This window comes from Blautia parvula, from assembly GCF_020215665.1.
GTDB lineage: Bacteria > Bacillota > Clostridia > Lachnospirales > Lachnospiraceae > Blautia > Blautia celeris.
Genome location: NZ_CP084061.1, coordinates 2,655,880 through 2,680,240 on the forward strand (window position 1 = coordinate 2,655,880; position 24,361 = coordinate 2,680,240).

Consider the following 24,361-nt stretch of genomic DNA (forward strand, 5'->3'; position numbering starts at 1 on the left):
CTGAAAGAAACAAGAAAAAAATGGATAGACGACAATCGACTATCCACACATATCCGCATAAAGAAAACGCTGAAGGCGCTTCGTTTATTACCGTATTAACCATAGTCACGCGATTGTGCTAAGGTGAGAGTGGATACTCTGCTTTCTTTTTCTTCAGACTAGGTAAGTTTATCACACCATTTTCGCCCCGTCAAGTGTTAAATATAATTTTGTTTATTATTTTTATAAGAAAAATCTTGTCTTTTGTCTGAAAAAATGGCATAATGTTTCACATACAACAAAAGATGCGCAAAGCATCGAAAAAAGGGAGAGAATCATGGAGAAAAAAAGAGGAGCATTTTCTAACAAGATGGGATTTGTCCTTGCCGCTGCGGGTTCCGCGGTCGGTCTTGGAAATCTCTGGCGCTTCCCGTACCTTGCAGCAAAATACGGAGGAGGCATTTTCTTACTCGTCTATCTTATTCTCGCCGTAACACTAGGGTTTACACTGATGGTTACAGAGATCGCCATTGGCCGGAAAACCGGTCTGAGCGCAGTCGGAGCTTTCAGAAAGCTGGACAAACGATTTGGTTTCGTCGGATATCTGGCCTGTATCGTTCCGTTTATCATCACACCTTACTACTGTGTTATCGGCGGATGGGTGATCAAATACCTGATCACTTTTGTCAGCGGCAATGTATCTGCTGCTGCCGGGGATGACTATTTTACCGGATTTATTACCCAGGCCGGTTCACCGGTGCTGTGGTTTGCAATTTTCGTTCTGCTGACTTCCATTGTCGTGATCGCCGGCGTGGAAAAAGGAATCGAAAAAGCCAGCAGGATTCTGATGCCTGTGCTGATCATACTGACACTGGGCATTTCTGTCTTCTGTATCACAAGACCGGGTGCAGGTGCAGGTGTGAAATACTATCTGCTGCCTGATTTCAGCCGTTTCTCAGCTACCACAGTGCTGGCTGCCATGGGACAGTTATTCTACTCCATGTCACTGGCTATGGGTATTATGATCACATACGGTTCCTATATGAAGAAGGACAACAGCCTGGAAAAATCTGTCCGCCAGATTGAAATATTCGATACCGGAATCGCCTTTTTGGCAGGTCTTATGATCATTCCGTCCGTATTCGCATTCTCCGGCGGCAATGAAGAGGCGCTGAGCAAGGGGCCATCCCTGATGTTCATCACTCTGCCTAAGGTATTTGACAACATGACACTGGGCGGACTGATCGGTGCAGTCTTCTTCCTTCTGGTGCTGTTCGCGGCACTGACCTCCTCCATCTCACTGATGGAGACCAATGTGTCTATCATCCGCGACAAACTGGGCTGGAGCAGAAGGAAAACTACCATTGTGGTCACCATATATGTACTGCTTCTGGGCGCGCTGGTATCCCTCGGTTTCGGACCGCTGGATTTCGTCCAGATCATCGGACTGGGACTTCTGGATTTCTTCGACTTCCTGAGCAACAGTGTGCTGATGCCGATCGTAGCCATTCTGACCTGTATCAGTATCGGTTTCTTCATCAAACCAAAAGCTGTGTGTGATGAAGTGGAGCTGAACGGACCGTTCAAAATGAAAAAATTCTATACAATAATGCTGAAATGGATCGCACCTATCTGCCTGATCATGATTCTGATCTTTGCAGTTTCTGAGGCAATGGGCTGGATCAAAGTCTGAGTAAAAGAGAGCCATACCTGTGAATTTCTCCACAGGTACGGCTCTTTTTCATATCTTATCGTTTTTCAAAGCTTCCGCATTTTGTCTCGTCACAGCGACAGGCACTTCCTCCTGTGATGGTGATTTTGTCTGCATGGCATTTCTCTTCTTTGTTGAAGGTACAGGTACATGCGCGGCAGTCCACATCAATGGTACGGCATCCGCAGCTTTCAGCAGCGGCTGAATTGGATGCAGATTCTCCTCTCTCCTCAAAGCTGCGGCAGCAGGTCTCGTCTGCAACCTTTGCATCGCTTCCGTCTACCAGAATGTCTCCCTTGGAACAGTATTCATCTTTGTTATAAATACAGGTTCTTGCAGTACAGCTTAATAATGGCATAGTCATTTCCTCCTTTAAATTTCGTCGGAAATAGTATGCGTCCGGCTGTACTTTTTTATACCATTGATTTTTTTATAAATTTATTTCTGCTCTTCTGCTTTCACTTCACGGATTTCCCTGCTTTTGATCTCTTCTTTGATGGCTGTGATAAATCCGCCCAGGTCTTTTTGACCCTCATCGCCCAGGAAACGGCTTCTCACGGACACAAGGCCCTCCTCCTCTTCTTTGGCGCCTACAACCAGCATGTACGGAATCTTTTCCAGTCTGGCCTCACGGATCTTGTATCCGATCTTCTCAGCCCTTGTATCCATATCCGCACGGATTCCCGCCTCCTGAAGCTCTGCCAGGACTTTTTTGCCGTAATCCATATATTTGTCGGAGATTGCCAGAACACGCACCTGGATTGGTGATAACCAGGTCGGGAATGCACCTGCAAAGTGCTCGATCAAAATACCGATGAAACGCTCAATGGAGCCGAATGCTACCCTGTGGATCATGATCGGACGGTGCTTTTCCCCGTCAGCGCCGATGTATTCCAGCTCAAAACGAAGGGGCAGCTGGAAGTCAAGCTGAATCGTTCCGCACTGCCAGGTTCTGCCGATAGAGTCCTCCAGATGGAAGTCGATCTTCGGTCCGTAGAAGGCACCATCCCCTTCATTTACCACATAGTCAAGTCCCAGGTCATCCAGAGCGCCCCGCAGAGCCTCTGTTGCCATCTCCCAGTCCTCATCGCTTCCCATGGAATCCTCAGGGCGTGTGGACAGCTCCACATGGTATTTGAATCCAAACAGGCTGTAAACCTGGTCAATGAGGCTGGCAACACCCTTGATCTCATCCCTGATCTGGTCCGGTGTCATGAAAATGTGGGCATCGTCCTGTGTAAAACAGCGCACACGCATGAGTCCGTGAAGCTGACCTGATTTTTCATGGCGGTGTACCAGTCCCAGTTCTCCCATGCGCAGGGGCAGGTCGCGGTAGGAACGCGGTTCAGACTGGTAAGCCAGAATGCCGCCCGGGCAGTTCATGGGCTTAATGGCAAAATCCTGTTCGTCAATGACGGTTGTGTACATATTCTCTTTATAGTGATCCCAGTGACCTGAGGTTTCCCACAGATGGCGGCTCAGCATGATCGGAGTGGAAATCTCCACATAGCCGGCTTTTGTGTGGATCTCTCTCCAATAATCCAGAAGGGTATTTTTCAGCACCATGCCTTTTGGCAGGAAGAAGGGGAATCCGGGTCCCTCATCCCGCATCATGAACAGGCCCAGCTCTTTTCCCAGCTTTCTGTGGTCACGCTTTTTGGCCTCCTCGATCCTTGCCAGATGTTCCTCCAAGTCTGCCTTCTTAGTAAATGCCGTGCCGTAGATCCTGGTGAGCATTTTATTTTTCTCGCTGCCTCTCCAGTAGGCACCTGCAAGGCTTGTGAGCTTGAATGCCTTCACCGGTTTTGTAGTCATGAGATGGGGGCCTGCGCACAGGTCTGTAAATTCTCCCTGTCTGTAGAAGCTGATCACAGCATCCTTTGGCAGGTCTTCGATCAGTTCTACTTTGTAAGGCTCCTCCTTTTCTTTCATGAAAGCAATGGCTTCCTCTCTCGGAAGTTCAAAGCGTTCCAGGGGCAGGCCTTCCTTCACGATCTTCTTCATTTCCGCTTCAATCTTTTCCAAATCCTCCGCTGTCAGGGGGATTTCTCTGTCAATATCATAATAGAAGCCGTCGGAAACGGATGGTCCGATTGCCAGCTTGGCATCCGGATACAGGCGCTTGATCGCCTGGGCCATGATATGGGATGCAGTGTGGCGGAATGCTGCCTTGCCTCCCTCATCCTGAAAGGTCAGAATGCTCAGCTCACAGTCGCTGTCCACAACTGTTCTCAAATCCACTGCCTGTCCGTCCATTTCTCCGGCACAAGCCATTCTTGCCAGACCTTCGCTGATATCAGAAGCGATATCAATCACAGACATGGCATGATCATATTCTTTCTTTGACCCGTCTTTTAATGTGATAATCATAATTCCTCTGCTTCTCCTTTTCTCTCTGCATTTGCTGGTTCCTGCGATGACGGCGGACTCCTTGGCAGCAAAAAACCCGTCCCATGCAGCCATTTCTGACTGCAAGGGACGGGTAACTGTCATTACTCGCGGTTCCACCCTTGTTGTACACTGTCTTCTTCTCAGAAGACCGGTTCACCACTCATTTGATGATAACGGAATCACCGGGCCGGATCGGGGCCGCTCGGAGGTAGTTTTCAAATGCTTCCTGAACAGGCTGCTTCCAGCATATGCAGCCCTCTCTGGGAACTTCCGCATTTTACTCGTCTCGTCATCGCGTTTTCTGTATGAATCTACTTTTCATTATAACGGCAGAAATATTTTTGTCAACCATTTTTCTCTGAGAGAACACAGGGACTCTGCCCGCATCCGGCACTATTTTAGCAGCTCCAGAAGATCCTCCCTGCTGATCCTGTGGTCTGCCACTGCCTGCCCTTCCATAACGTTTTCCGCAAGGCGGGCCTTCTTTTCCTGGAGAGACAGAATCTTCTCCTCTATGGTATTCTTCACCACTATTTTCATGACTGTTACAATATTCTCCTGTCCGATGCGGTGGGTCCTGTCTGTAGCCTGGTTCTGGGCTGCCACGTTCCACCACGGGTCATAGTGGATGACAACGTCCGCCTTTGTGAGATTCAGCCCCGTTCCCCCTGCTTTCAGGGAAATAAGGAAGACCTGGGCATCCCCGTTCTGGAACTTTTTCACCATCTCCCGGCGCTGTTCTTTTGTATTCTTCCCTGAAAGATAGAGATAAGAAATTCCCGCCTTGTCAAATTCCGCTGCAAGCAGTTCCAGCATGGTGGTAAACTGGGAAAACAGCAGAATCTTGTGTTCCGCCTGTACTAAATCCTGTACCAGCTCCACACAGCTTTCCTGTTTTGCGGAGCCGCCTCTGTAATTCTCGTAGCAGAGCAGGGGGGAGCAGCAGATCTGCCGCAGCCCTGTCAGCTCTGCCAGATATTTCATGCGCTGGCTCTGGTAATCCTCCTCGCTCTGGCCTGACAGCTCCATCTGCACTCTGGCAACCCTGGCGTCGTAGAGCTTTCTCTGCTCCTCCTCCATCTTCACATAGATGGTCTTCTCCAGCTTGTCCGGCAGGTCTTTTAACACATCCTGTTTCTTTCTGCGCAGAATAAAGGGGTTCACCATCCGTTTCAGCCGCTCCATGGCGTTCCTGTCCTCATTCTGGACAATGGGCTGTTCCAGCTCTTCCCTGAATTTTTTGTAGCTGTACAGATACCCCGGCATAATGAAGTCAAAAATACTCCACAGATCGCTGAGCCGGTTCTCAATAGGGGTTCCCGTCAGTGCCAGACGGTGTACCGCCGGTATCTCCTTCACAGCTTTTGCAGCCTGGGTGGCCGGATTTTTGATGTACTGTGCCTCATCTATGACCATATATGGAAAGGCCTTCTCTTTGTACAGATCCAGATCACGTTTCAGAAGATCATAGGAGGTCACCAATATATCTTCTTTAGACGCATGTTCTATGATTTCTTCCCTCTGCCGACTGTTTCCAACCGCCACTTTTACTGTCAGGTCAGGCGCAAACCGGAGGATTTCGCTTTCCCAGTTATAGACCAGGGAGGCAGGACAGACGATCAGCGCGCCCTCCTTCTTCATTTCCAGCAGTGTGATGACCTGCAGTGTCTTGCCAAGCCCCATATCATCCGCCAGAATGCCGCCGAAACCCCACTGGGACAGCATAGCCAGCCAGCGGAATCCGTTCTTCTGATATTCTCTCAGTTCCGCGTTCAATTCTCCGGGGATTTCAAAATCACTGTCCTGATAGCTGTTCATATCGCGGATGAGCTGTTTGAATTCCGTGCTTCGTCTGGCATCCACTTTGCCGGAATGTGTTTTCAGGGTTTCCGCTATATAGGAAGCCCGGTATTTTGGAGCCTGGAAACTGCCTTCCCCAAACTCTTTCTCGTCAAAGGAAAGTCCCTGGGAGAGTTCGGATACCAGGGAAAGGCCATTGTCTACCAGGCTGATAAAATCACCGCTTTTCAGACGGTAATACTTTTTCCGTCTGCGGTATCCCCGAAGGATATGTTCCATTTCTCCCGGATCCATGTCCTCCACCCGGATATCCAGATTCAGCAGATCTCCGGACAGACCAATGCCCACATTGACCTTCGGAGAGGGGAGAATGCGCATTCCACGGATCTTATCATCTACAAAAAGCGCTGCCAGTTCACGGATTTCATGGAATCCCATGTCCAGAAGCTCATACATTTTCTCTTCTGAGGTACACAGGCCGCAGTGTTCCCCTGTACCTTTACAGATGTCAAAATACTTTTCCAGGCATCTTTTCAGGTCCCCCTCCCTCTGCATATCGCGGTACTGGCTGGAGGGGTCCACGTCGTCAAAAAGATCATAGACCGTGGTTCCGTAAGCGGCTTGTGCACGCATACAGATGGCGTCCCGGATCTTCTCATCCACACTGAGGTAGACGCTGCACTCTGCCTCCTGGGGCTGGTATTCGTCAAAATCAATGTCATTCATCTGGATATCCGCATACTGTTCCAATATAGGGAGCAGAGCTGCACAGAACGCGGTATAATCCTCCCGATTGAGAAAAATGGTGCGGTCCCTGTGCTGATATTGGTAATACTGTATACTGTCCGTATTCAGCGCTTTGATGATGGGCATCATATCCCTGGAAAACTCCGGCGTACACTGATAGATCGTATCCTCTGTCTGCAGATAGTCATGGACCGTACCCCTGATCCACTTTGGAGAATGCAGGTAAATACTGGCGCCCTCCTCCTCTGTCTTTACGATTTCCATTCTGATCACCGGATTGCCGCAGATGACCTGATAAGGCTTTCCGTCTATCTCTATGGTTCCGCCTGTATATTTCTGCAGGACCCTGTCCATGCCGTAATTGCTCAGACCGATTTTACGGAAATTGGAACTGTATACCTGGCTGCTGAACTCCATGTTGTGAAACTGCGTCTTCAGGCAGTCGGTCAGCAGGTCGATCCAGGAAAGAGCCTCCGGAGTAAAGGCAGAGCGGTCGTGGATAAAGCCCAGGTTCTTTCCATAGGAATCATATTTTCCCTTTTCCACGCAGTCCAGCATTTTACAGATATTTTTTAAGACATACAGCTTGCCGGCACCTATTTTAAATTCAATGTGAAACTGGTTATAAGAAGAGGTGATGATCGGTTCCAGGCGTACCTGTCCGTAATACTCCCCCAGCAGATACGCATTGTTCCTCACCGCGTATTTTGCAATGGTATCCTTCAGGGTATCAGATGTCCTGCGGTTTGCGGGGGTTTTTGAAGGAAAATCAACGGTACCAAGAGAATCTGCCGGCATCTGGGTCTCCCGGTAGGCAAGCGCCACTGCCACGCAGTGTTTGCACATACCCAAATACGCTCCGGCTGCCGGACAGCTGCAGATATAATCCGTGATCTCATCCTCTGCATCAAAGACAACTGTTGTCTCATACCATTTGCCTTCGCTTCCCTTCACCTGGGCACTGACTTCTTTGTCGTCTTCCAGATAGTCCTCAACCAAAAAACTCTTATAGGCTTTTTTGTCAAAAAGTGCTTTCCCACGTTGATACATGGCAGGAAAACAATTATCTTTGATCGTACTGATTTTTAACATTTCTTCTTCTCCGATTGCTGAAAATTAACTTTTTTACTGCCTCTTACATATTTCCCACTGCTTTGTCCTTCAGGACCCCGAAAAATTCTCTCACAAGATAATTCACCTGTAAAAACGCATTGCTTTTTGCCGGGATTCCTTCCACATGCCTGCATCCCAGCTTTTTCCCAAGGCTGACACCTCTGTACACATGAAAATTGTTGGTAACTACCCCGATGGATGCCTCTTTTCCTCTGTTGTCTTCCTTTTTATCAATGATCTCCAGAGAAAATTTCAGATTCTCGCTGGTGTTTGTAGAATGCTCCTCTTTCAGAAGGCGTTCCGGGGAGATGCCCTTTTTCTCCAGATAGCGGTACATGGCCTCAGCTTCTGTGATATCCTCCCCTGTTCCCTTTCCCCCGGAGAGGACTGCTTTTGTTTCAGGGTTTTCCTCCAGATACTCCCCGGCACGCTCCACCCGGAGTCTCAGGGAGTTGCTCAGCTTTGTACCGTTTACCTGGGCGCCCAGCACGACCAGGTAGTCCAGATTTTCCGAAGGATGATGGAACATCCCCGTAAATATCAGAGCCTCCACTGTCAAAAAGACAAGGATGCAGAGGGCTGCCAGAACAATCAGACTGTTTTTTATAACCGGCGGAAGTGAAAATCCGGCCAGCACGCCGTGTCTGCTGTTCAGATGGAGAAGTACGGCGATTCCATAGAAGAAAACACCGCCTGCTGCCCAGATACAGGGAAACAGGGAGGACAGGCCCGCATAGACTGTGATTCCTATAAAATAGAGGGAACAAAGGCTCCCCAGGATCATGCATAAAGTCTTCATTCGTATCCTTTCTAAACACAAAGGGGCGGTTCTCCACCGCCCCTCTGAAAATACTGCATCTTATTTGATTATTTATTTCTGCCGCAGCAGTGTTTATATTTTTTACCGCTTCCGCATGGACATGGATCATTACGTCCGATTTTCGGTCCTTTTACGACGGTACCGGATTTCTTCTGCTCCTTGTACAGCTCTTTTTTCTGCTCCTCTGTGAAGATCTCGTCCCACTGGGGAAGCTCATACAGCCAGTCTGCTTTTGCGTCTACCATATTCTTGTAGAGCATTTCCTTATCAAATCCCAGATTTACCTCGGTATTCTCGTCCATCTCCTCAATCGGGTTCTGTACTTTCAGACTGTCATTGATGCCGTCCAGGAATCCGACCATGGTCATAACGTCAACTTCAAATTTATCAGCCAGGTCTTTCACTGTGCCGCGAACTACTTCGTCCGGATTGGTCAGAAGTTTCTCATAGATTCCTTTTTCGATCAGAAAATAGTTGGTCCAGAATTTCTGCAGCTGCGCTTTGTCTGCTTCCTGAGAATAAGCAACATCTCTCCATTCCTGTAATAATGCCATGTATCTTTACCACCTTTTACTTATTATCGTATTTTTGAGGCGTCCCGAAACGCCTGACAGATATAGTATATACGATATGGCGGATTTTTTCAATCCTTACTTTTATCAGGCGTATTCGCGGTTTTCCCCTGCCAGGATCCATTTTCCATTTGTAAAGTCAGGAATTGCCACGGGATGTCCGCCAAGGGCAATAGACTCTTCTGCAAGGGCAGTGACGGACATCCACGCCGCTGCATCGTACACATCAATGGGGCATGGTCTGTGATTTCTCACACTGTCAAAGAATGCTTCAAACTCCAGCCAGTCCATGCCGTCATGACTGCCCTTTATACCCTCTGCGAGAAATTTTTTCCATGTGGGATGCTCGTAATCCCTTTCATATTCAGCGGCATTACCCCATTTTTCTTTCCATTTAAAATCATACGCCGCGTCTATTTTATCCAGAAAAACGGAATCGGTCGCTTCCTCATACATGCCCTTTGTCCCCCAGACTGTGAAATCGCGGCTGTAGAATCTGGGCAGGGTGGTGTTGAGTGTGAGAAGAATGGTTTCGCCTCCGGCACATTTTATTATGGTGTTCACCACGTCTCCCTGAGCAAATGCGGATGTGCTGTCTGATAAATATTCCCTAAGGCCTTCCGCTTTGGATACTGTTGAAGTGAGGGTAAGCATCCGATTGCCTCTGTTGATATTCAGGATCTGGGCAATGGGACCTAATTCGTGGGTCGGATAGTTCTCCGCGTTTCTGTGTATGTAATTTCTCAGGCGGTAATGACGGTTTTCTTTTCCTCCGGCGATCTCTTCCCGCAGGTCGTGGAGATAGCCGCCTTTGCAGTGGATGATCTTCCCGAATATTCCTTTTTTTACCATGTTCATGACCATCATTTCTCTTCTGCCATAGCAGCAGTTTTCCAGAAGCATAAAGGGAACCTTTGTGGCTTCCCAGGCATCCACCAGATCCCAGCACTGTTTTACACTGTAGGCACCGCCTACCTCCATGCCCACTGCCTTCCCGGCATGCATGGCTCTCACCGCAATGGGAATGTGGCTTTCCCAGGCAGAAGCTATAACCACAGCGTCAACCAGGGGGCTGTCCAGTACCTCCTGCACATCAACTGCCGCCAGGGGCAGCTTACCGCCTGCTTCCTCTGCAAGTTTTGACGCTGCCTGTACTCTGTCCTTATATTCATCGCAGACTGCAGTCACCTCCACATCCTGCATTCTGAGAATGACATCCCGCATAAGGCTGTATCCTCTGCATCCTAATCCTATGATTCCGACTCTCAGTTTCTCCATTTGACCGGCTCCTTTTCTGTCTGTGTGATGTATTTTGCTATAGAGTGTTTTAAATTTTCAATATGTTTTAGTTGTAACATAGCCGAATACAAATTTCTATAGGTATTTGGGGATATTATATTTGATATCGGATAACATTTTGTGCAGATATATTCTGTTGAATTTTTCCGCAGCTTTATTGCTGCTGTTTTCTCAGATAGTTTGCGGGAGATTCCCCGGTAGTGCGTTTGAAAACTGTGCTGAAATAGTTCCTGTCACAGAAGCCCAGAACTTCCGCGGTTTCATTGATGCCGCATCCTTCTTTCAGCAGCTCCATGGCACGGCGTATCTTCATCTGTGTAAAATATGTCATGATGCCGATCCCGGCGTATTTTGAAAATGTTTTTTTCAGAGATGCCGGGCTCATATTGCAGAGTCCTGCAATGTCTGCCTGGGTGAGATGCTCTGTAATATGTTTTTCCAAAGTACGGACAATGGATCGGTAATTGTCTGCACTGACGGAAACATAGGCATCCATCCCGGGAGTTTTTTCGGTGAGAACGGACAGAAGAAAACTCTCAAAGGTATTAAAAAAGATCTGGGACTCCGCCTCTTTTCCGGAATGGACCCCTTTTACAAGAATTTCCCGGTCTCTGTTAAAAATGCTGCCCGCTCTTTCCATAAGGCCGGATATGGTGTTGTATTCTTCTTCGGTCAACTGAAACTGCTTTTCTTTTATCTGAGGCATAACATCCGCGGCAAAAGAAATCACACAGATATGAGGCTCTGTCTTTTTTTCCGACCAGAGACGGTGGAATTCCATGGGACGGTGCAGAACGGACTGGCCTCTTTCCAGAATACATACATCTTCCCCGGCCGTCACGCCCAGTGAGCCGTCCAGTACACAGACAAATTCCCAGAAGTCGTGGGATTCGCCGTCAAAATAATAGGTATCTTCAAAGATTTTTTCGTATATGGTGAATACGGATGTGATGTTGACATACTTGTTCACTGCACATCCCTGGAAGTATTTTTTCATGATTTTGCTCCCTGGATAAAAAAAAATAATTTTTTTCATTTCTTTTGTATAGCTTGTTTGATACCGGTCATACTATAAGTAGTCCACGGAGGGAAGGCACAAAGATGTGACGCTCTTCGAGGATTACAAAAGAAAAAGTAGAAATACTTATCCTCCCCTTTGAAGCCTCTGTAACCAGAAGAAGCCCACTGGTTACAGGGGTTTTACATAATGTGAAGTGGTAAAGTGGGCCTAAAAACTGTTGTCAAACTGTTGTCAAAGTGTTGTCAGAATTTCAGGAACCCTTATGTTTCCAGGAGTCTGGGGTTTGTCAGGAGATATGTCTGTTTTCGTGGAAAATCCCTGGATGCCAACACCATCCCAAGTTATAATGATTACAAGATTGATTTTAAAACGTACGAAAATGACATGGTAAAAGCATTTGGTCATAGACAAAAGGAAATCGCAGAGGAGAAAGAAGTATGCCAAGACGCCTGTAAATTCAGGTGGTTCCAGACATACTTCTTTTAAAGCTAAAACATTTGATAACATAACAAAATGCAGCAGATTGTATCAATTCATTCGTAGTAATTTAACAGAGCACAGCCCTATTTTATATTCCCACATTTCCGCTGTTTCTTCCCAACCCTGTATTCTCTGTAGGAAGCCATTCCATGGCACGTTTGATATAGGTATCCCAGAAATCCCATTCATGAGCCCCTGCTCCGCTTTCATATACTGCATTCACCCCGTTTTCTTTCAGAAAATGATACATATCCAGATTAACATCTCTCAGGCTGTCCTGCTCTCCGCATGCTATGTACACTTCTGGAAACTCTGCATTCTCTTCTTTTATTCGCCTGACAAGATATTTGGGGTTATTCTCACTTTCAGCCACTTGATCAAGATTTCCCCAGATGCTCTCTGCGTAATCTCTTCTTTCAAGCACATTTACGGTATCGTTTGTCCTGTGGGGCAGCTCCTCTATCAGGAACGCTCCGGAAAGAGACACAATATATCCGAATGTCTCATGATACTTCAGCCCGTTTAACAAAGCTCCGGCTCCGCCCATTGACAGGCCACCGATAAAGGTATCTTCCCTTTTTCGTGAAAGAGGAAACATTTTCCGGGTCATCTCCACTAACTCTTTTCCCACAAACTTCCCGTAATTGTTCATGGCTTCCGGGTGATCCACATAAAAAGAATTATCTCCTGAAGGCATGACAACCGCCAGATCGTGCTCTTCCGCATACCGCATAATCTTAGTCCCTGTCACCCAATCCATATAGTTTCCGAAGATTCCGTGGAGCAGGTAAAGCGTTTTGTATGGTTTCTCCTCCCTGGCCGGCATTCCCGGCATCTGCTGCTTGTCTACCGGCAGGATCACATTCACCGGAACTGTACGCATTAAATTTTGTGATAATATATTCATTTGGATAAAGGCCATAATCTGTTTTCTCCTTTTATTAATTTTGACATGCGAGTACTGCAATCCCTTCTTTTGCCGGAAGACGGACTTCAATCTCTCCCTCTGCTGCCGCATAAATCTGTGTCCGGGTCATTTCCCAGACATCCAATACCTCAACGCTGTAGCAGCCGGCTTTCGGAAGTTTCATAGAACAAATAGAAGGACAGCTACGGGCAAAATACCGCAGATATACTTTCTCTTTAAAATGTCCAAAATACTGAGGATCTGCAAGCAGCATTTTTTCTTTTTCTTTTTCCGTTAATTTTGTCATTGCAAAAGCAAAACCTCGAATGGACTCCGGAAGCTGCATCAGCTTCTGCAGCAATGCACTGTTATCTTCCTGTGTATCCACTGATCCCTGTTGTTCATATCCGGAAACTATCGGAGACAAGGCTCCCGGAAAACTTTCCAGAATTTCCTTCAGCCATTGAATGCGCCTTGGGCTCTCCCCCTTTAAGCGGCCGCCTTTTGCCCACCAGAGTACCTCATGTTCTGCATAATAAGTTTCCCCATGGGAGGCATAAGCTCCCTGTGTGTATACACACCAGAACCGGTTCACTACTTCAAAAGCAGAAAGATTCCCCCAGTTTTGCTGCAGATTCCCTTCATATCCCATCTCGTCATAAATTACCGGTTTTCCATACCTTTTCATTAGAGTCCCTGCCTCCTGATACCAGCAGGATTGTATGGAAACATGACTTATGGTATCGTGAGAAGAATCATAAAATTTCTGCCAGTTATGACAGCTTATAAGATGTTTCTGAGTATCATTATCTGCAAGAAAACTTTCCAGTTCCCTCCAGTCCTCCTCCTTAAAATCATACATTACATCATATTCATTTGCAAGACTCCACCAGACATTCTTTCGAGCTGAGATTCGCTGAATAATATAGGATAGATATTTTTTTCGTTCACTCATGGTCAGATGCGCAAATCCCCATTTATCATATGGATGGAATAAAATGAGGTCTGCCTGCACACCCATTTCCTCCAGTTCATCCAGAACTGTCTCTAGGCGCTTCCAATATATTTCCACCGGACGATCTACACATATCTTATTCCCTTCCATTTCAAACGGAAACACATCCGGTTCTTCACGTACATACTCATAATATTTTGGAAAAATACAAAACCTGATTTTGTTAAACGGTGAAATCCTGAGTGTCTCCAAAGTCTCCCTGATCCTGTATTCCGGCTGATATAACAATGCATACACCGTTGTGCCAAAAGGGATATACGGTGTACCGTCCTCATACTCAAACCTGGATCCTTTTGTTAATACCTTTCCGCATTTCCTGTTCCCATTCATTTATCTGCACCTTTCTTTCTCCTGATTTTTATCTGCCGCAGCAAATTTATCTGTATCTATAACGCTTCAAGTTCATCTGAAAGAGATGTCAGTATTTCATTCAGTTCTACTGCATCCGGTACCATGGATATCATCACCATACCAAGAAAATCCGCAAGTTTGTCATTCAACATCATAGCCAGATCCCCTTCTTCCATCTTCTCCAGCAGTCCATCTGTATATTTATTTACGATTTGTACTGCGTCTTTATTCTTTATCACTTCAGAAACTCTGCTGTTTCCGTTTAGTTTGTATGCACTCTCCCCAATGATCCGCAGGGGAATTTCTGCAATGATATCCTCCTTGGCTGAAGATGTAGCTACATAAAGTTTAAACTTTCCAACCGGCAGTATCCAGCTCTTTTTATCAGCATCAAAGTACCGGAATGCATCTTTTGTTATCTGCACAGATATTTCTTGTTCCTCCTGGGGCTCCAGCTCTGCTTTTGCAAATCCAACCAGTTCCTTAACCGGCCGAAGTACATGAGGATTTTCTTCTGACGCGTAAATCTGTACCACTTCACTTCCCTTGCAATGACCTGTATTTTTTACTATAACAGAAATATCAAGCGTGTCTTCCTCCAGAACGCGGAATATCCTTTCCTTTTCCCTGCAGCTTATTTCAAATTTTGTGTAGGATAAACCGTAACCAAAAGGATACTGTACCTCCACTTTACGTTTTTCATAACTGCGGTATCCCACAAAGATCCCTTCCCCATAGTACACATGGTTTCCTTCCCCTGGGAAATTCGGATAGCACGGTGTATCCTCAAGCCTTTTCGGAAATGTCACCGGCAGCTTTCCTCCCGGATATGCTTCGCCAAACAGCATATCTGCAGCTGCTACGCCGCCCATACATCCCGGTATAAAAATACACAATATACTGTCAGCATATTTCTCCCATGTTCTCATGTCCACCGGACCTGCCACGTTCAGAAGGACAACTGTCTTTAGCCCTTTTTCTTTTGCCAGCTTCAACACCCGGGGAAGCCTCTGCCTGTCTTCCTTTTCTATATCCATGTCTGCACGGTCCGCATTCTCCCCCGCCGGTGCCGTAACGGTATAGACCAGTACATCGGCATTATCCATATCCTCATATGAAATCACAACATCCCTGTATTTTTCACATGCTTCAAATACATTACTATGTATACCTGTTATCACTGCAGTAGACCCGGTGCCGCATTCCATAAATTTCTTGCTGCGTTTTCCGTAAAATGTAACCCTACCGCTCTGCTTCAGTGGAAGCCCCCCTCCTTCATTCTTTAACAGAATACTGCCGGCAGCAATGCAGCGGCGCATTTTCTCACAAATTTCCTCCCGCTTATAAGTAAACTCTTTCCCAGCCCTGCTGTCTCGTATCCTAAGAATCAGATTCAGAATCCGCTCTACAGATCTGTCCAAGTCTTTTATAGAAAAAGTACCATTTTCCAGCTGCTTTTTTACCTCTGTCATATCCGTCGGACCACAGAGAATCATGTCCATACCCGCCATGATCGCCTCTGCTTTTCTCTCTTTTACCGCTCCCCAGTCACAGACAACTGTACCATCAAATCCCCACTCTTTTCTGAGCCAATCATTTAGAATTTCCCCGTTATAAGATGAAAATTTTCCATTAATAGAATTGTACGCGCTCATGATAGTCAGAACGTTTGCCCTCTGAACCGAATCCTGAAATCCTCTGCCGTAAATTTCCCGCAGCGCACGTTCCGATACATGTGTATCTGCAGTATTGCGGTTTGTTTCCTGGTTATTAGCCAGAAAATGTTTTGCGCAGGCGGCTGTTCCGGCGGACTGTATTCCTTTGATCACCTCGACTGCGGTATCTGCCACCAGTCTTGGGTCTTCGCCGTACATCTCATAACCACGTCCACCAAGGGGATCCCTGATAATATCCACATTCGGCCCCATGCAGTTATCCACCCCTGATGCCCGCATTTCCTGTCCTATAGCCTCACCGATGTCTCTTGCTACAGTTTTATCGAAGGCAGCGCCTATATTAATCCCCGAGGGAAAGCACAGAAACTCTTTTCCCCGAGGACGAAAGTGTTTCATATGCTGAATCACATTTAGCATCATTGGTTCTTCTTTATACTGTTTTTCTGCCTCATCGAGGTCTATTTCATTCAATACCGCCAATTCTGTAAATCTGGTAAACAGTTTTTTTGTCTCCTCTACAGCATCTGCACGCTCCGGCGCACTTAAATAGTCGAGTAATATCTGATTTCCATTAACACCGGTTGCCCCATCCAGCAGATACAAAGAAGGAATGTCCATATCCGGAATCGCCAGCGTATGGCACGCAGAATATTCCCCCACAAGATTCAGCTTTTCATCAATGGTCAATTCTCCCATAACCTTCTTAACGGATGCTTTATCAATTAATTTTGTTCTTGTTTTCATTCTTGTTCTCCTTAATCATTCTATCTTGTTCTAAAATAAAACAACACCCGTATTTTTCATATCACGGATGTTGTTCTTTTAATACGTATATTGTTTTTCTGTTACTGTCTCTGTCTTTGATAACTTTCTATATATTTATTCTGTTTGCGGTATTCTTTTGGTGTCACTCCATATACATCCTGAAACTTCTTTGTAAAATGGCTCTGGCTGGAAAAACAAAAATAATTCGCAATGATGGAAATCGGATAATTTGTATACCGCAGCATATTGGATGCGTGTTCGCAGCGTTCCCGCAAAATATACTGCTGTATTGTCATTCCTTCATTCTGTGAAAAGATTTTGGACAGATATGTCCGATTAATCGATAATTCATCCGCTATGTCATGTACTTTAAAGTTTGTCCGCAGATGATTGGCAATATAATCTTTACATCTTTCCACATGCAGGTTTTTTTTCTGTCGGCTCTTCTGTTTGCGTACTAATTTCGCATAGGTAAGCTCCATGTCAAAAGTTAATTTTTTCATATCTTTCATGTCCTTTGTCTGCTGCAGCTTCTGCAGGAAATAATCAGACAGATCATATGCCTCCTCCGGATTTGCTCCGCCGCGTACCGCTGCACGGCAGCACAGCGTGACACTTGCCACACAAAGATATTCCATCCGTTTCTTTTCCTCCCAGGCAACCTGTCCGACACCTTCCGGCTCCGGCATTTTTGAAAGTTCAAATAACTTCTCCAAATCCCCTCGTTCGATTGCCTCTAAGAATACAGTCTCATATTCAATACTGTTATGGATTCTGTTCCATTCAGACTTATCGAGCAGATACATTTCATATCCTTTTGCATCCTGCAGTATATGATATTCTCCCACCCAATGGATCTCCACCTCCTCTTCTATCATCTGTCTGCCAGTCAGAAAGAAATAAGAGGAAGCTGTCACATTGGCCAGACGCCGCAGGTCTTCCTGTACCGGTCCCCACACGACGGCTGTACCTGCATCATCTGTGAACATTCCATAGAAATGTGTCTCTGTACTGCCGTAAATAAACGGTTTTCCAATTTCCTCAAGTTGTTTCATCCAACGGGCTATCGCCTCATCATCTCTATTCCACTCCACCGCATCCGTATTTTCTTTTGGAATGCAGATATGTTTTACGGTTTCGTCTGACTGTCTTTTATATATACTTACAGGAACCCTGCTCCCAACATAAAGTCTGTTCAGAAAAAATTCTATTCTATCCATACCAATCACCTCATTTCATTCTATCACATTTTGAGGCTTTATTCAGCACAAAAAGCCCTGCCCAAAATTCTTCTGAACCGAGCAGAGCTTCTTTGAATATGATTCTTTTATTGTACTGCAGCCTTTCGCCTTTCTTCCAGTTCTTCACGGATTTTCGGCATCTTCTTATCCAGATCAAACAGTCTGATAAAGAGAATCAGAAATGCATACAGTACTGCAGGTATCCAGCAGTACAGCGCCACAATAGATCCCATTGCTGTTGAAGACTGGACAGCCAATGTCCCGTCGAATCCACAGATTCCCATCAGAAGTCCTACACCGCCGGCAGCAATCCCACCTGACAGTTTCCCGGCAAAGCTGTTGATCGCACTCAGTACACCCTCCACTCGTACACCCTTTTTCCATTCATGGTAATCCATAATATCAAGGAGCAGCAGAACTGTATAGTAAGAGGGCGCCATACTTGCAAGTGACTGGAATAAGCTGCCCAGAACCAGCAGTGGTATATTGGCCCCTGCAATACCTCTGATTACGCTTCCGATGATTCCAATAAAAAATGAATACAGAAACAACTGTTTCAGGGATATCTTACTCAGCAGTTTTGGCATCAGCAACAAAAGGAATGGTGTGATAAGTCCCAGCATATTCACAATACTCAGAAGCTTGATATCACCTACCACATATGCGAAATAATAAGTTCCAACACTGGAAACGGAATTGCTAATCAAGTTTACAAATAAAGTGATTCCACAAAAAATCCATATGTATTTATTCTGCATTGCCGGAACAAAATCCTTAAATCCTATTTTTACTGCAGCACCTGCCGTTGTATCCACCTTTTCTTTTACAAGCAGGAACCGTCCCATACCAATCAGCATCATCGGGATTGCCATGATCAATGTCATTGTCGTCCATCCGCCTTTTGTCGTTCCAAGAGTTCCCATCAGGATTGGGAAAACCATACCAGCCGCCGTGCAGAAGAGCATGACAAGCAGACCGTTTACAGACAATAATTTTGTTCTGTCATCTTCATACTTAAAGGCACGGACAAGATAAACCGCCTCAGAAGCATTGAGCAGTGTTACACAGATACAGTTGATGAACGAATAGATTGCAAAAACCCACACTGCCTTACCGAGATTTCCCAAATCCGGACAGCTGAAAAGTAATACTGTTGCTGCCCATACAAACAATATACTGAATTCATACGGTCTTGCCTTTCCCCAGCGTGTCTTTGTTTTGTCAATCAGTACACCTGCAAAGATATCTGTAACACCATCAAAAATCTTACTTGCCATTAACAGCGTACCTACAAGAACCGGTGACATAGCAAGGATATTCGTACAATAAAAGGTAATCTGCATAAGAACAATTACATTGACTGCTATGGAAATTGCTCTCCCGGACCATCCTGCCATCTGAATTGGACGCATTCTATATGGATCCTGTTGATACTTTTTTTCTTTTTTCATTTTTTATTCTCCTTCTCTGTTGACTGCCTCAACCAACTGCTCCAGCATTTCATATGTAAGCCCCGGAGCAAAAGATAACATTGCCCGCAGAGGCATTGCGTTGGACGTGGCTTCCAGTGCCTTTTTATTCATAAATTCATCTTCTATATCTTCATCCTGCTGTTCCTGCATATGAGGAAAGAACTGCCCCATAAGTTTCATGGCTTTTGGACTTTTTTTGAAATCACCCATGGGCGAATTGATGGTAAATCTTTCTTTTTTTAAATATTTAGGCTTTACTTTCACTTCCGCTGTGTGCAGAATCTGCTCTGCTGACGCCCCAATCTGTATCGCATAACTTCCCTCCGGTACATACCAGTCATGCAGTCCTTTATCCCACTGTGCAAATGCTCTCCTGTCAAGCCGGATATGTATCTTTTTCTTTTCCCCGGATTTCAACTCTGTTTTTTCAAATGCACGAAGCTCTCTGACTGGCCGGACTGATACCCCATGTAAAGGTTCCACATATATCTGGACCAGTGCTTTTCCTGTTCTATCACTGATATTTTCTACATCGACAGATACATGCAGTGTTTCACAATCTGTCATTTCCCTGCGGTCAAGCTGCAGGTTAGAATATCGAAATTCAGAATAAGACAATCCATGGCCAAACGCAAACAAAGTCTCCTTTTTCACCGTCCCGTAATATCGGTATCCCACCAGCAGTCCTTCTCTGTAAATAATATCCTCTTTTTCTCTGCCATAATACGGATAGACAGGTGTATCCTCCACTCTCAGTGGAAATGTCTCCGCAAGATGCCCGGAAGGATTGACATCACCAAATAAAAGCCGTACAGCCGCCTCACCGGCAGCTTCACCTGCAAGATAAAGTTCCAGGATTCCCTTTACCTGATTCACCCACGGCATAGTAACAGGCGCCCCGTTATGCAGCACCACAACCATATTAGGATTAACTTTTGCCACTTCACAAATCAGATGGTTCTGATATTCCGGCATATCCATTTTGTTTCTGTCCAGCCCTTCTGATTCGAAGTATTCCGGAAGTCCGGCAAAGATTACCACCTTGTCCGCATACTTTGCCAGCTCTGCCGCTTCTCTAAGCAACCTGTCATTATTTTTACCCTGATCACAGTATCCTTGAGCAAAAGTAATGTTTTCCATATCCGCCACTGCACTTTTTGCTGATGTAACTCTATATGGATGGATATGGGAGCTTCCTCCGCCTTGATATCGAGGTTTATCCGCATATTCCCCAATGAAAAGTATCTTGTCTTCTTTTTTCAAAGGAAGAATCTGCTCCTCATTTTTTAATAATACTGCACTTTCCTCTGCAGCTTTTTGTGCAGCTGCATGCCCCAGTTCAAAATCATATGCCGGCATACATTCCTGCTTTGCTGCCCGCTGCTGAATATCCAGAACTCTTCCAACTGCCCGGTCCAGAATCTCCATCTTTACCTTTCCGTCTTTCACTGCCTCTTCTATGCGCCTCACATTATCCCTGGCTGGTCCCGGCATTTCAAGATCCAGCCCTGCCTGCAGACTTTCTACCGGATCATTACAGGCACCCCAATCGGTCACAACGACTCCATCGAATCCCCATTCACTCCGTAAGATATCTGTCAGATATAAGCTATTTTCGCATGCATAAGTCCCATTTACCCTGTTATAAGAACACATCACTGTCCATGGTTTTCCATCTTTTACTGCCATCTCAAATGCAGGAAGATAGATTTCCCGCATTGTCACTTCATCCACCACAGAATTACTTGTCTGGCGGTAATATTCCTGATTATTTGCCAGAAAATGTTTTGGACTTGCGCCCACTCCCTGGTTCTGTATACCTTTGATGAATCCAACTGCTATCTTTCCTGAAACATAGGGATCCTCCGAATAATACTCAAAACTGCGTCCGCAAAGGGGAGACCGTTTTATATTAATGGACGGTCCTAATACCACACCAACGTTTTCCGCTCTGGCCAGTTTTCCAATCTCTGTACCTACCGCTTCCGCCAGATCCGGATCAAAGGAAGATGCAAGTGCACATCCTGCCGGAAAACAAACTGCGGTATTGCTCTCATTCAGTCCCAGATGGTCTGTAGCTTCAGTCTGCTTTCTCAGACCACTCGGCCCATCTGTCATCAGCATGGGCGGTATACCGGATTCTTCATCTCCCCATGTCTGCCAAAAATCTTTGCCCGCACACAATCTGGCCTTTTCTTCTATAGTCATAGACTGTAATCTCTCTTTTATCTCTCTACTGTACATGATCCGCCTCTTTTCTCATCCCCTCACCTTTATGATTTTACCTTCTGTTATACCATTTTCGTTAAAGGTATCTACGCGGATGTAAACCGGCTGACCGGCTACCAGAGCTCCTATTCGGCCTTCCGTGGCACCCATGATTGTTCGGCTGTGATACATTTTATCCGGTGCATATCCCCACAAAAGATTGGCATGTACACCTTCTTCTGCCTCCCAGGTCACCTTTAAATCCATCTCACTCTCCGGTACAAAGCTGACTTCCCGGGCCATTGCAGGCATTGTTCCATTTCCCTTTCCGAATATACGGATTCCTGAAATGCATGGATTGGCACCATATGGAACCTTCATAACCGTCACTTTTATAAAACGGACTCTCTTCGGGATTTCCCACTCCAGGAAATCATGGGGCAGATCAGACCTTGCCTGTGATTTATCTTCAAGCACCTCATAGTCTGACCCGTTTGTTGATCCTTCCATAACCCAACAAGTAACCTGTTTTTCTAAATCCAGCCATCGTTCTTCGTATGGAAGCACCTTTGGCTCTTGTCCTTTTGGAAGTTCACGCAAAATTCCGTCATCTGCAAAATTAATCTGCACGGCTGACACATCATATACTTCTCCCAGATCGATCTCTGCCCATTCTCCCGGAGCAGCCGCTGCTGCCTTCCAAATCGTCTGGATATTTTCATCTGTAACGTTCTGAGCACCGTCACCGGACGATACCCTCACTTTTTTTCCGTAGGAAAGCAACATCCAGTCTGGTTTTGCAAAGGCAGGAGCATCCATGGCAATTGGCCAGTCTCCAAACCGCTGGTCACAAAAAAGTTCACCATCTTCATCAAATCCGGCCTTCCACAATCCAAGTCTTCTCTCAAAATTCTCATTATGGCTGATACGCATGGATGATATATGCCAATACTTTCCTTTTCTGTCCTCTAAGGTTGAGCCATGGCCTGCACCTGTAATAAACCCTCCGGGCTTATAGGAATAAGGATTGTTATTTGCCGGTTTAAATGGACCAAGCGGTGAATCTCCTATATAAGTTCCATCTCCATAAACATTATACTCCGTTCCTGGTATTGCATACTGGAGGTAATATCTTCCTTCATGTTTTGTCATCCAGGCTCCCTCGATATACGGCCGGTTGCTGAAATATCCACGAAGCTGCGCCTTTACTTGTTCCTCCGGAAGCGGCAGTTCTGCCCCCTCTTCTTTTGCCTGATCCTTCATCATGGAAATCATGTTTTCCACCTGTTCCTCGATATCCGCATCTGTATGGGGAGCCACATGTTCTTCCCCAAATCTCTCATACCCGCGCACATCCTCATGACTGCGAATCATTACCTGCTTTTCCGTGACCGGCTGCATGGTTTTGGAATCAAGTTCGACTCCATAGATTGGCTCCATATTGGAACATCCCCAGTAAAAATACACACGCCCATCATCATCAATGAACAGATTTGGATCCCAGAACGGGAATGTGGCCGGAATTCTCTCAAAGGCCTCTGTCCGTGGATCTTTTGTCCGATAGAACGAACCATTCTCCCCATTTCTGGACGCGGAAAAATACATATAATCTCCCATAACACGAACATCAGGTGCATAATCATAAACGGGGATCTCATTTCCTAATCTGTAATAGTTCCAGTCATGCAGATCTTCACTTGTAAAAAATCCAGCTGTCATGGATGGAAACAGATAGTACAATCCCTTAAACGCAATCAGTGTCGGATCTGCTGCCTCACGGTATACTTTATACAGATCATTCTTCCCCGATTGATTCGGACGTCGAAAGAATTGATAGCGATATTCCAGATTCATAGGATTACAATAATGTTTCATTAAATTTCCTCCTTATACTTTCACGTCTTATAACGATTCAATATCTATATTATAATCATCCAGGGAATTCTTTTTTACTATATTTGTTGTTATTTTTTCATGTATATTGTTTTATTGAAACATTTCAAAGTTCCCCTGTCTCTCCTAATATCTCATTAGTCTCAGCCCGCTGACAAATCGTTTTTGTGGCATTAATTTTTATTTACACGGGAGTTTGACAGTCGAACATTAGAAAAGATACTCGCAGGTCGCAAAAAACCTGCTTTTTTATGTCAAATCTTTTGTCAGAATAGATTAGCAAAGCTCTAAGTCAGGGATTCAAAATCAGAAGCCTGATAAGAAGACCTATGGCCTCCTTGGATAGCGGTCCCAGTCACGATGCAGAACATACTGATAGAAATCCCTGAGTTTTGCAATATAAACATTGACTGTACGGGGATTAAGATGTCAGCTATCCTTCAGAAATAAGAGTAAGTCACAACAGTACCGGGGACAAGATTACGAAAAGAAAGGATGTCGATTTGCTGTTTCAGATAGTTTGTATTTTGTTCATTCATGGAATGAGTCCTCCTGTAAAATATGTTAATTTGTAAGGTCACAAAAAAACTTTACAGGCGGAACAGAAATGGACTTGTAAAAAAGCGAAAAAGTCGATATACTCATACACGTGGAAGCCCTACGGAATGGGAAACTGCGTCGTCAAACAAAGACCTCATCTGTGGGGCTATTCCTTTATTTAAGATGCGCCAATTATAAAATAAAAAATCTGCCAGTACAATACCGGCAGAGAAAAATAAGAAAGGGCTCTTCGTGGAGAACTGTGGGGTAAAACATCTCACAGCCCCACTGGTTATGCGGATTGCTCCCTATTTGATTTTCGATTTGGAAGTGGAATCACCAAATTTTACCGCAGTGAGG

General features: G+C 45.5%; 15 protein-coding genes. 1 reads left to right on the forward strand and 14 read right to left on the reverse strand.

From position 1 onward, the window contains the following. Positions 1-316: 316 nt before the first annotated feature. Positions 317-1,672: a sodium-dependent transporter gene (locus tag LC508_RS12515; protein WP_103732171.1), complete on the forward strand. Its 1,356-nt coding sequence runs from the start codon at positions 317-319 to the stop codon at positions 1,670-1,672. 55 nt (positions 1,673-1,727) lie between these two features. Here LC508_RS12515 and LC508_RS12520 read toward each other — a convergent pair whose 3' ends face one another. The 14 genes from LC508_RS12520 to LC508_RS12585 all read right to left on the reverse strand — a co-directional run bounded on the left by LC508_RS12520 (position 1,728) and on the right by LC508_RS12585 (position 23,443). Continuing rightward, a complete protein-coding gene (locus tag LC508_RS12520) occupies positions 1,728-2,048 on the reverse strand; it encodes a DUF1540 domain-containing protein (RefSeq protein WP_033139417.1) in 321 nt (106 codons plus the stop codon). 80 nt (positions 2,049-2,128) lie between these two features. Beyond that, positions 2,129-4,060, reverse strand: a complete 1,932-nt coding sequence (gene thrS / locus LC508_RS12525) for a threonine--tRNA ligase (RefSeq protein ID WP_033139449.1) — start codon at positions 4,058-4,060, stop codon at positions 2,129-2,131. A 414-nt stretch (positions 4,061-4,474) separates the two neighbouring features. Continuing rightward, positions 4,475-7,720 (reverse strand): SNF2 helicase associated domain-containing protein, encoded by a 3,246-nt coding sequence (locus tag LC508_RS12530; RefSeq protein WP_103732168.1) that lies wholly within the window; start codon positions 7,718-7,720, stop codon positions 4,475-4,477. A 43-nt stretch (positions 7,721-7,763) separates the two neighbouring features. Next, complete coding sequence (locus LC508_RS12535; protein WP_225305374.1) at positions 7,764-8,540, reverse strand: YdcF family protein; 777 nt, start codon at positions 8,538-8,540, stop codon at positions 7,764-7,766. 68 nt (positions 8,541-8,608) lie between these two features. Then, on the reverse strand, positions 8,609-9,115 hold the full coding sequence (locus LC508_RS12540) for an SEC-C metal-binding domain-containing protein (RefSeq protein ID WP_033139414.1): 507 nt from the start codon (positions 9,113-9,115) through the stop codon (positions 8,609-8,611). Between the two features lie 105 nt (positions 9,116-9,220). Further along, entirely contained in the window at positions 9,221-10,411 is a 1,191-nt protein-coding gene (locus LC508_RS12545) for a Gfo/Idh/MocA family protein (RefSeq protein WP_054352210.1), read from the reverse strand. Between the two features lie 175 nt (positions 10,412-10,586). After that, positions 10,587-11,429 (reverse strand): helix-turn-helix domain-containing protein, encoded by an 843-nt coding sequence (locus LC508_RS12550; RefSeq protein WP_103732169.1) that lies wholly within the window; start codon positions 11,427-11,429, stop codon positions 10,587-10,589. A 592-nt stretch (positions 11,430-12,021) separates the two neighbouring features. Beyond that, positions 12,022-12,855 (reverse strand): alpha/beta hydrolase, encoded by an 834-nt coding sequence (locus tag LC508_RS12555; RefSeq protein WP_054352206.1) that lies wholly within the window; start codon positions 12,853-12,855, stop codon positions 12,022-12,024. A gap of 19 nt (positions 12,856-12,874) precedes the next feature. Then, complete coding sequence (locus LC508_RS12560) at positions 12,875-14,185, reverse strand: DUF5605 domain-containing protein (protein ID WP_118593759.1); 1,311 nt, start codon at positions 14,183-14,185, stop codon at positions 12,875-12,877. A gap of 56 nt (positions 14,186-14,241) precedes the next feature. Beyond that, positions 14,242-16,626 (reverse strand): glycoside hydrolase family 3 N-terminal domain-containing protein, encoded by a 2,385-nt coding sequence (locus tag LC508_RS12565; RefSeq protein ID WP_054352204.1) that lies wholly within the window; start codon positions 16,624-16,626, stop codon positions 14,242-14,244. 101 nt (positions 16,627-16,727) lie between these two features. Beyond that, positions 16,728-17,867: an AraC family transcriptional regulator gene (locus LC508_RS12570; RefSeq protein ID WP_054352203.1), complete on the reverse strand. Its 1,140-nt coding sequence runs from the start codon at positions 17,865-17,867 to the stop codon at positions 16,728-16,730. 107 nt (positions 17,868-17,974) lie between these two features. After that, positions 17,975-19,339, reverse strand: a complete 1,365-nt coding sequence (locus LC508_RS12575) for an MFS transporter (protein WP_103733142.1) — start codon at positions 19,337-19,339, stop codon at positions 17,975-17,977. A gap of 3 nt (positions 19,340-19,342) precedes the next feature. Then, positions 19,343-21,604: a glycoside hydrolase family 3 C-terminal domain-containing protein gene (locus LC508_RS12580; protein ID WP_118593760.1), complete on the reverse strand. Its 2,262-nt coding sequence runs from the start codon at positions 21,602-21,604 to the stop codon at positions 19,343-19,345. Positions 21,605-21,619: 15 nt separating this feature from the next. Then, the gene (locus tag LC508_RS12585) at positions 21,620-23,443 is read right to left on the reverse strand and encodes a family 43 glycosylhydrolase (RefSeq protein WP_118593761.1); all 1,824 of its coding nucleotides are present in this window, start codon (positions 23,441-23,443) and stop codon (positions 21,620-21,622) included. Between the last annotated feature and the right edge of the window lie 918 nt (positions 23,444-24,361).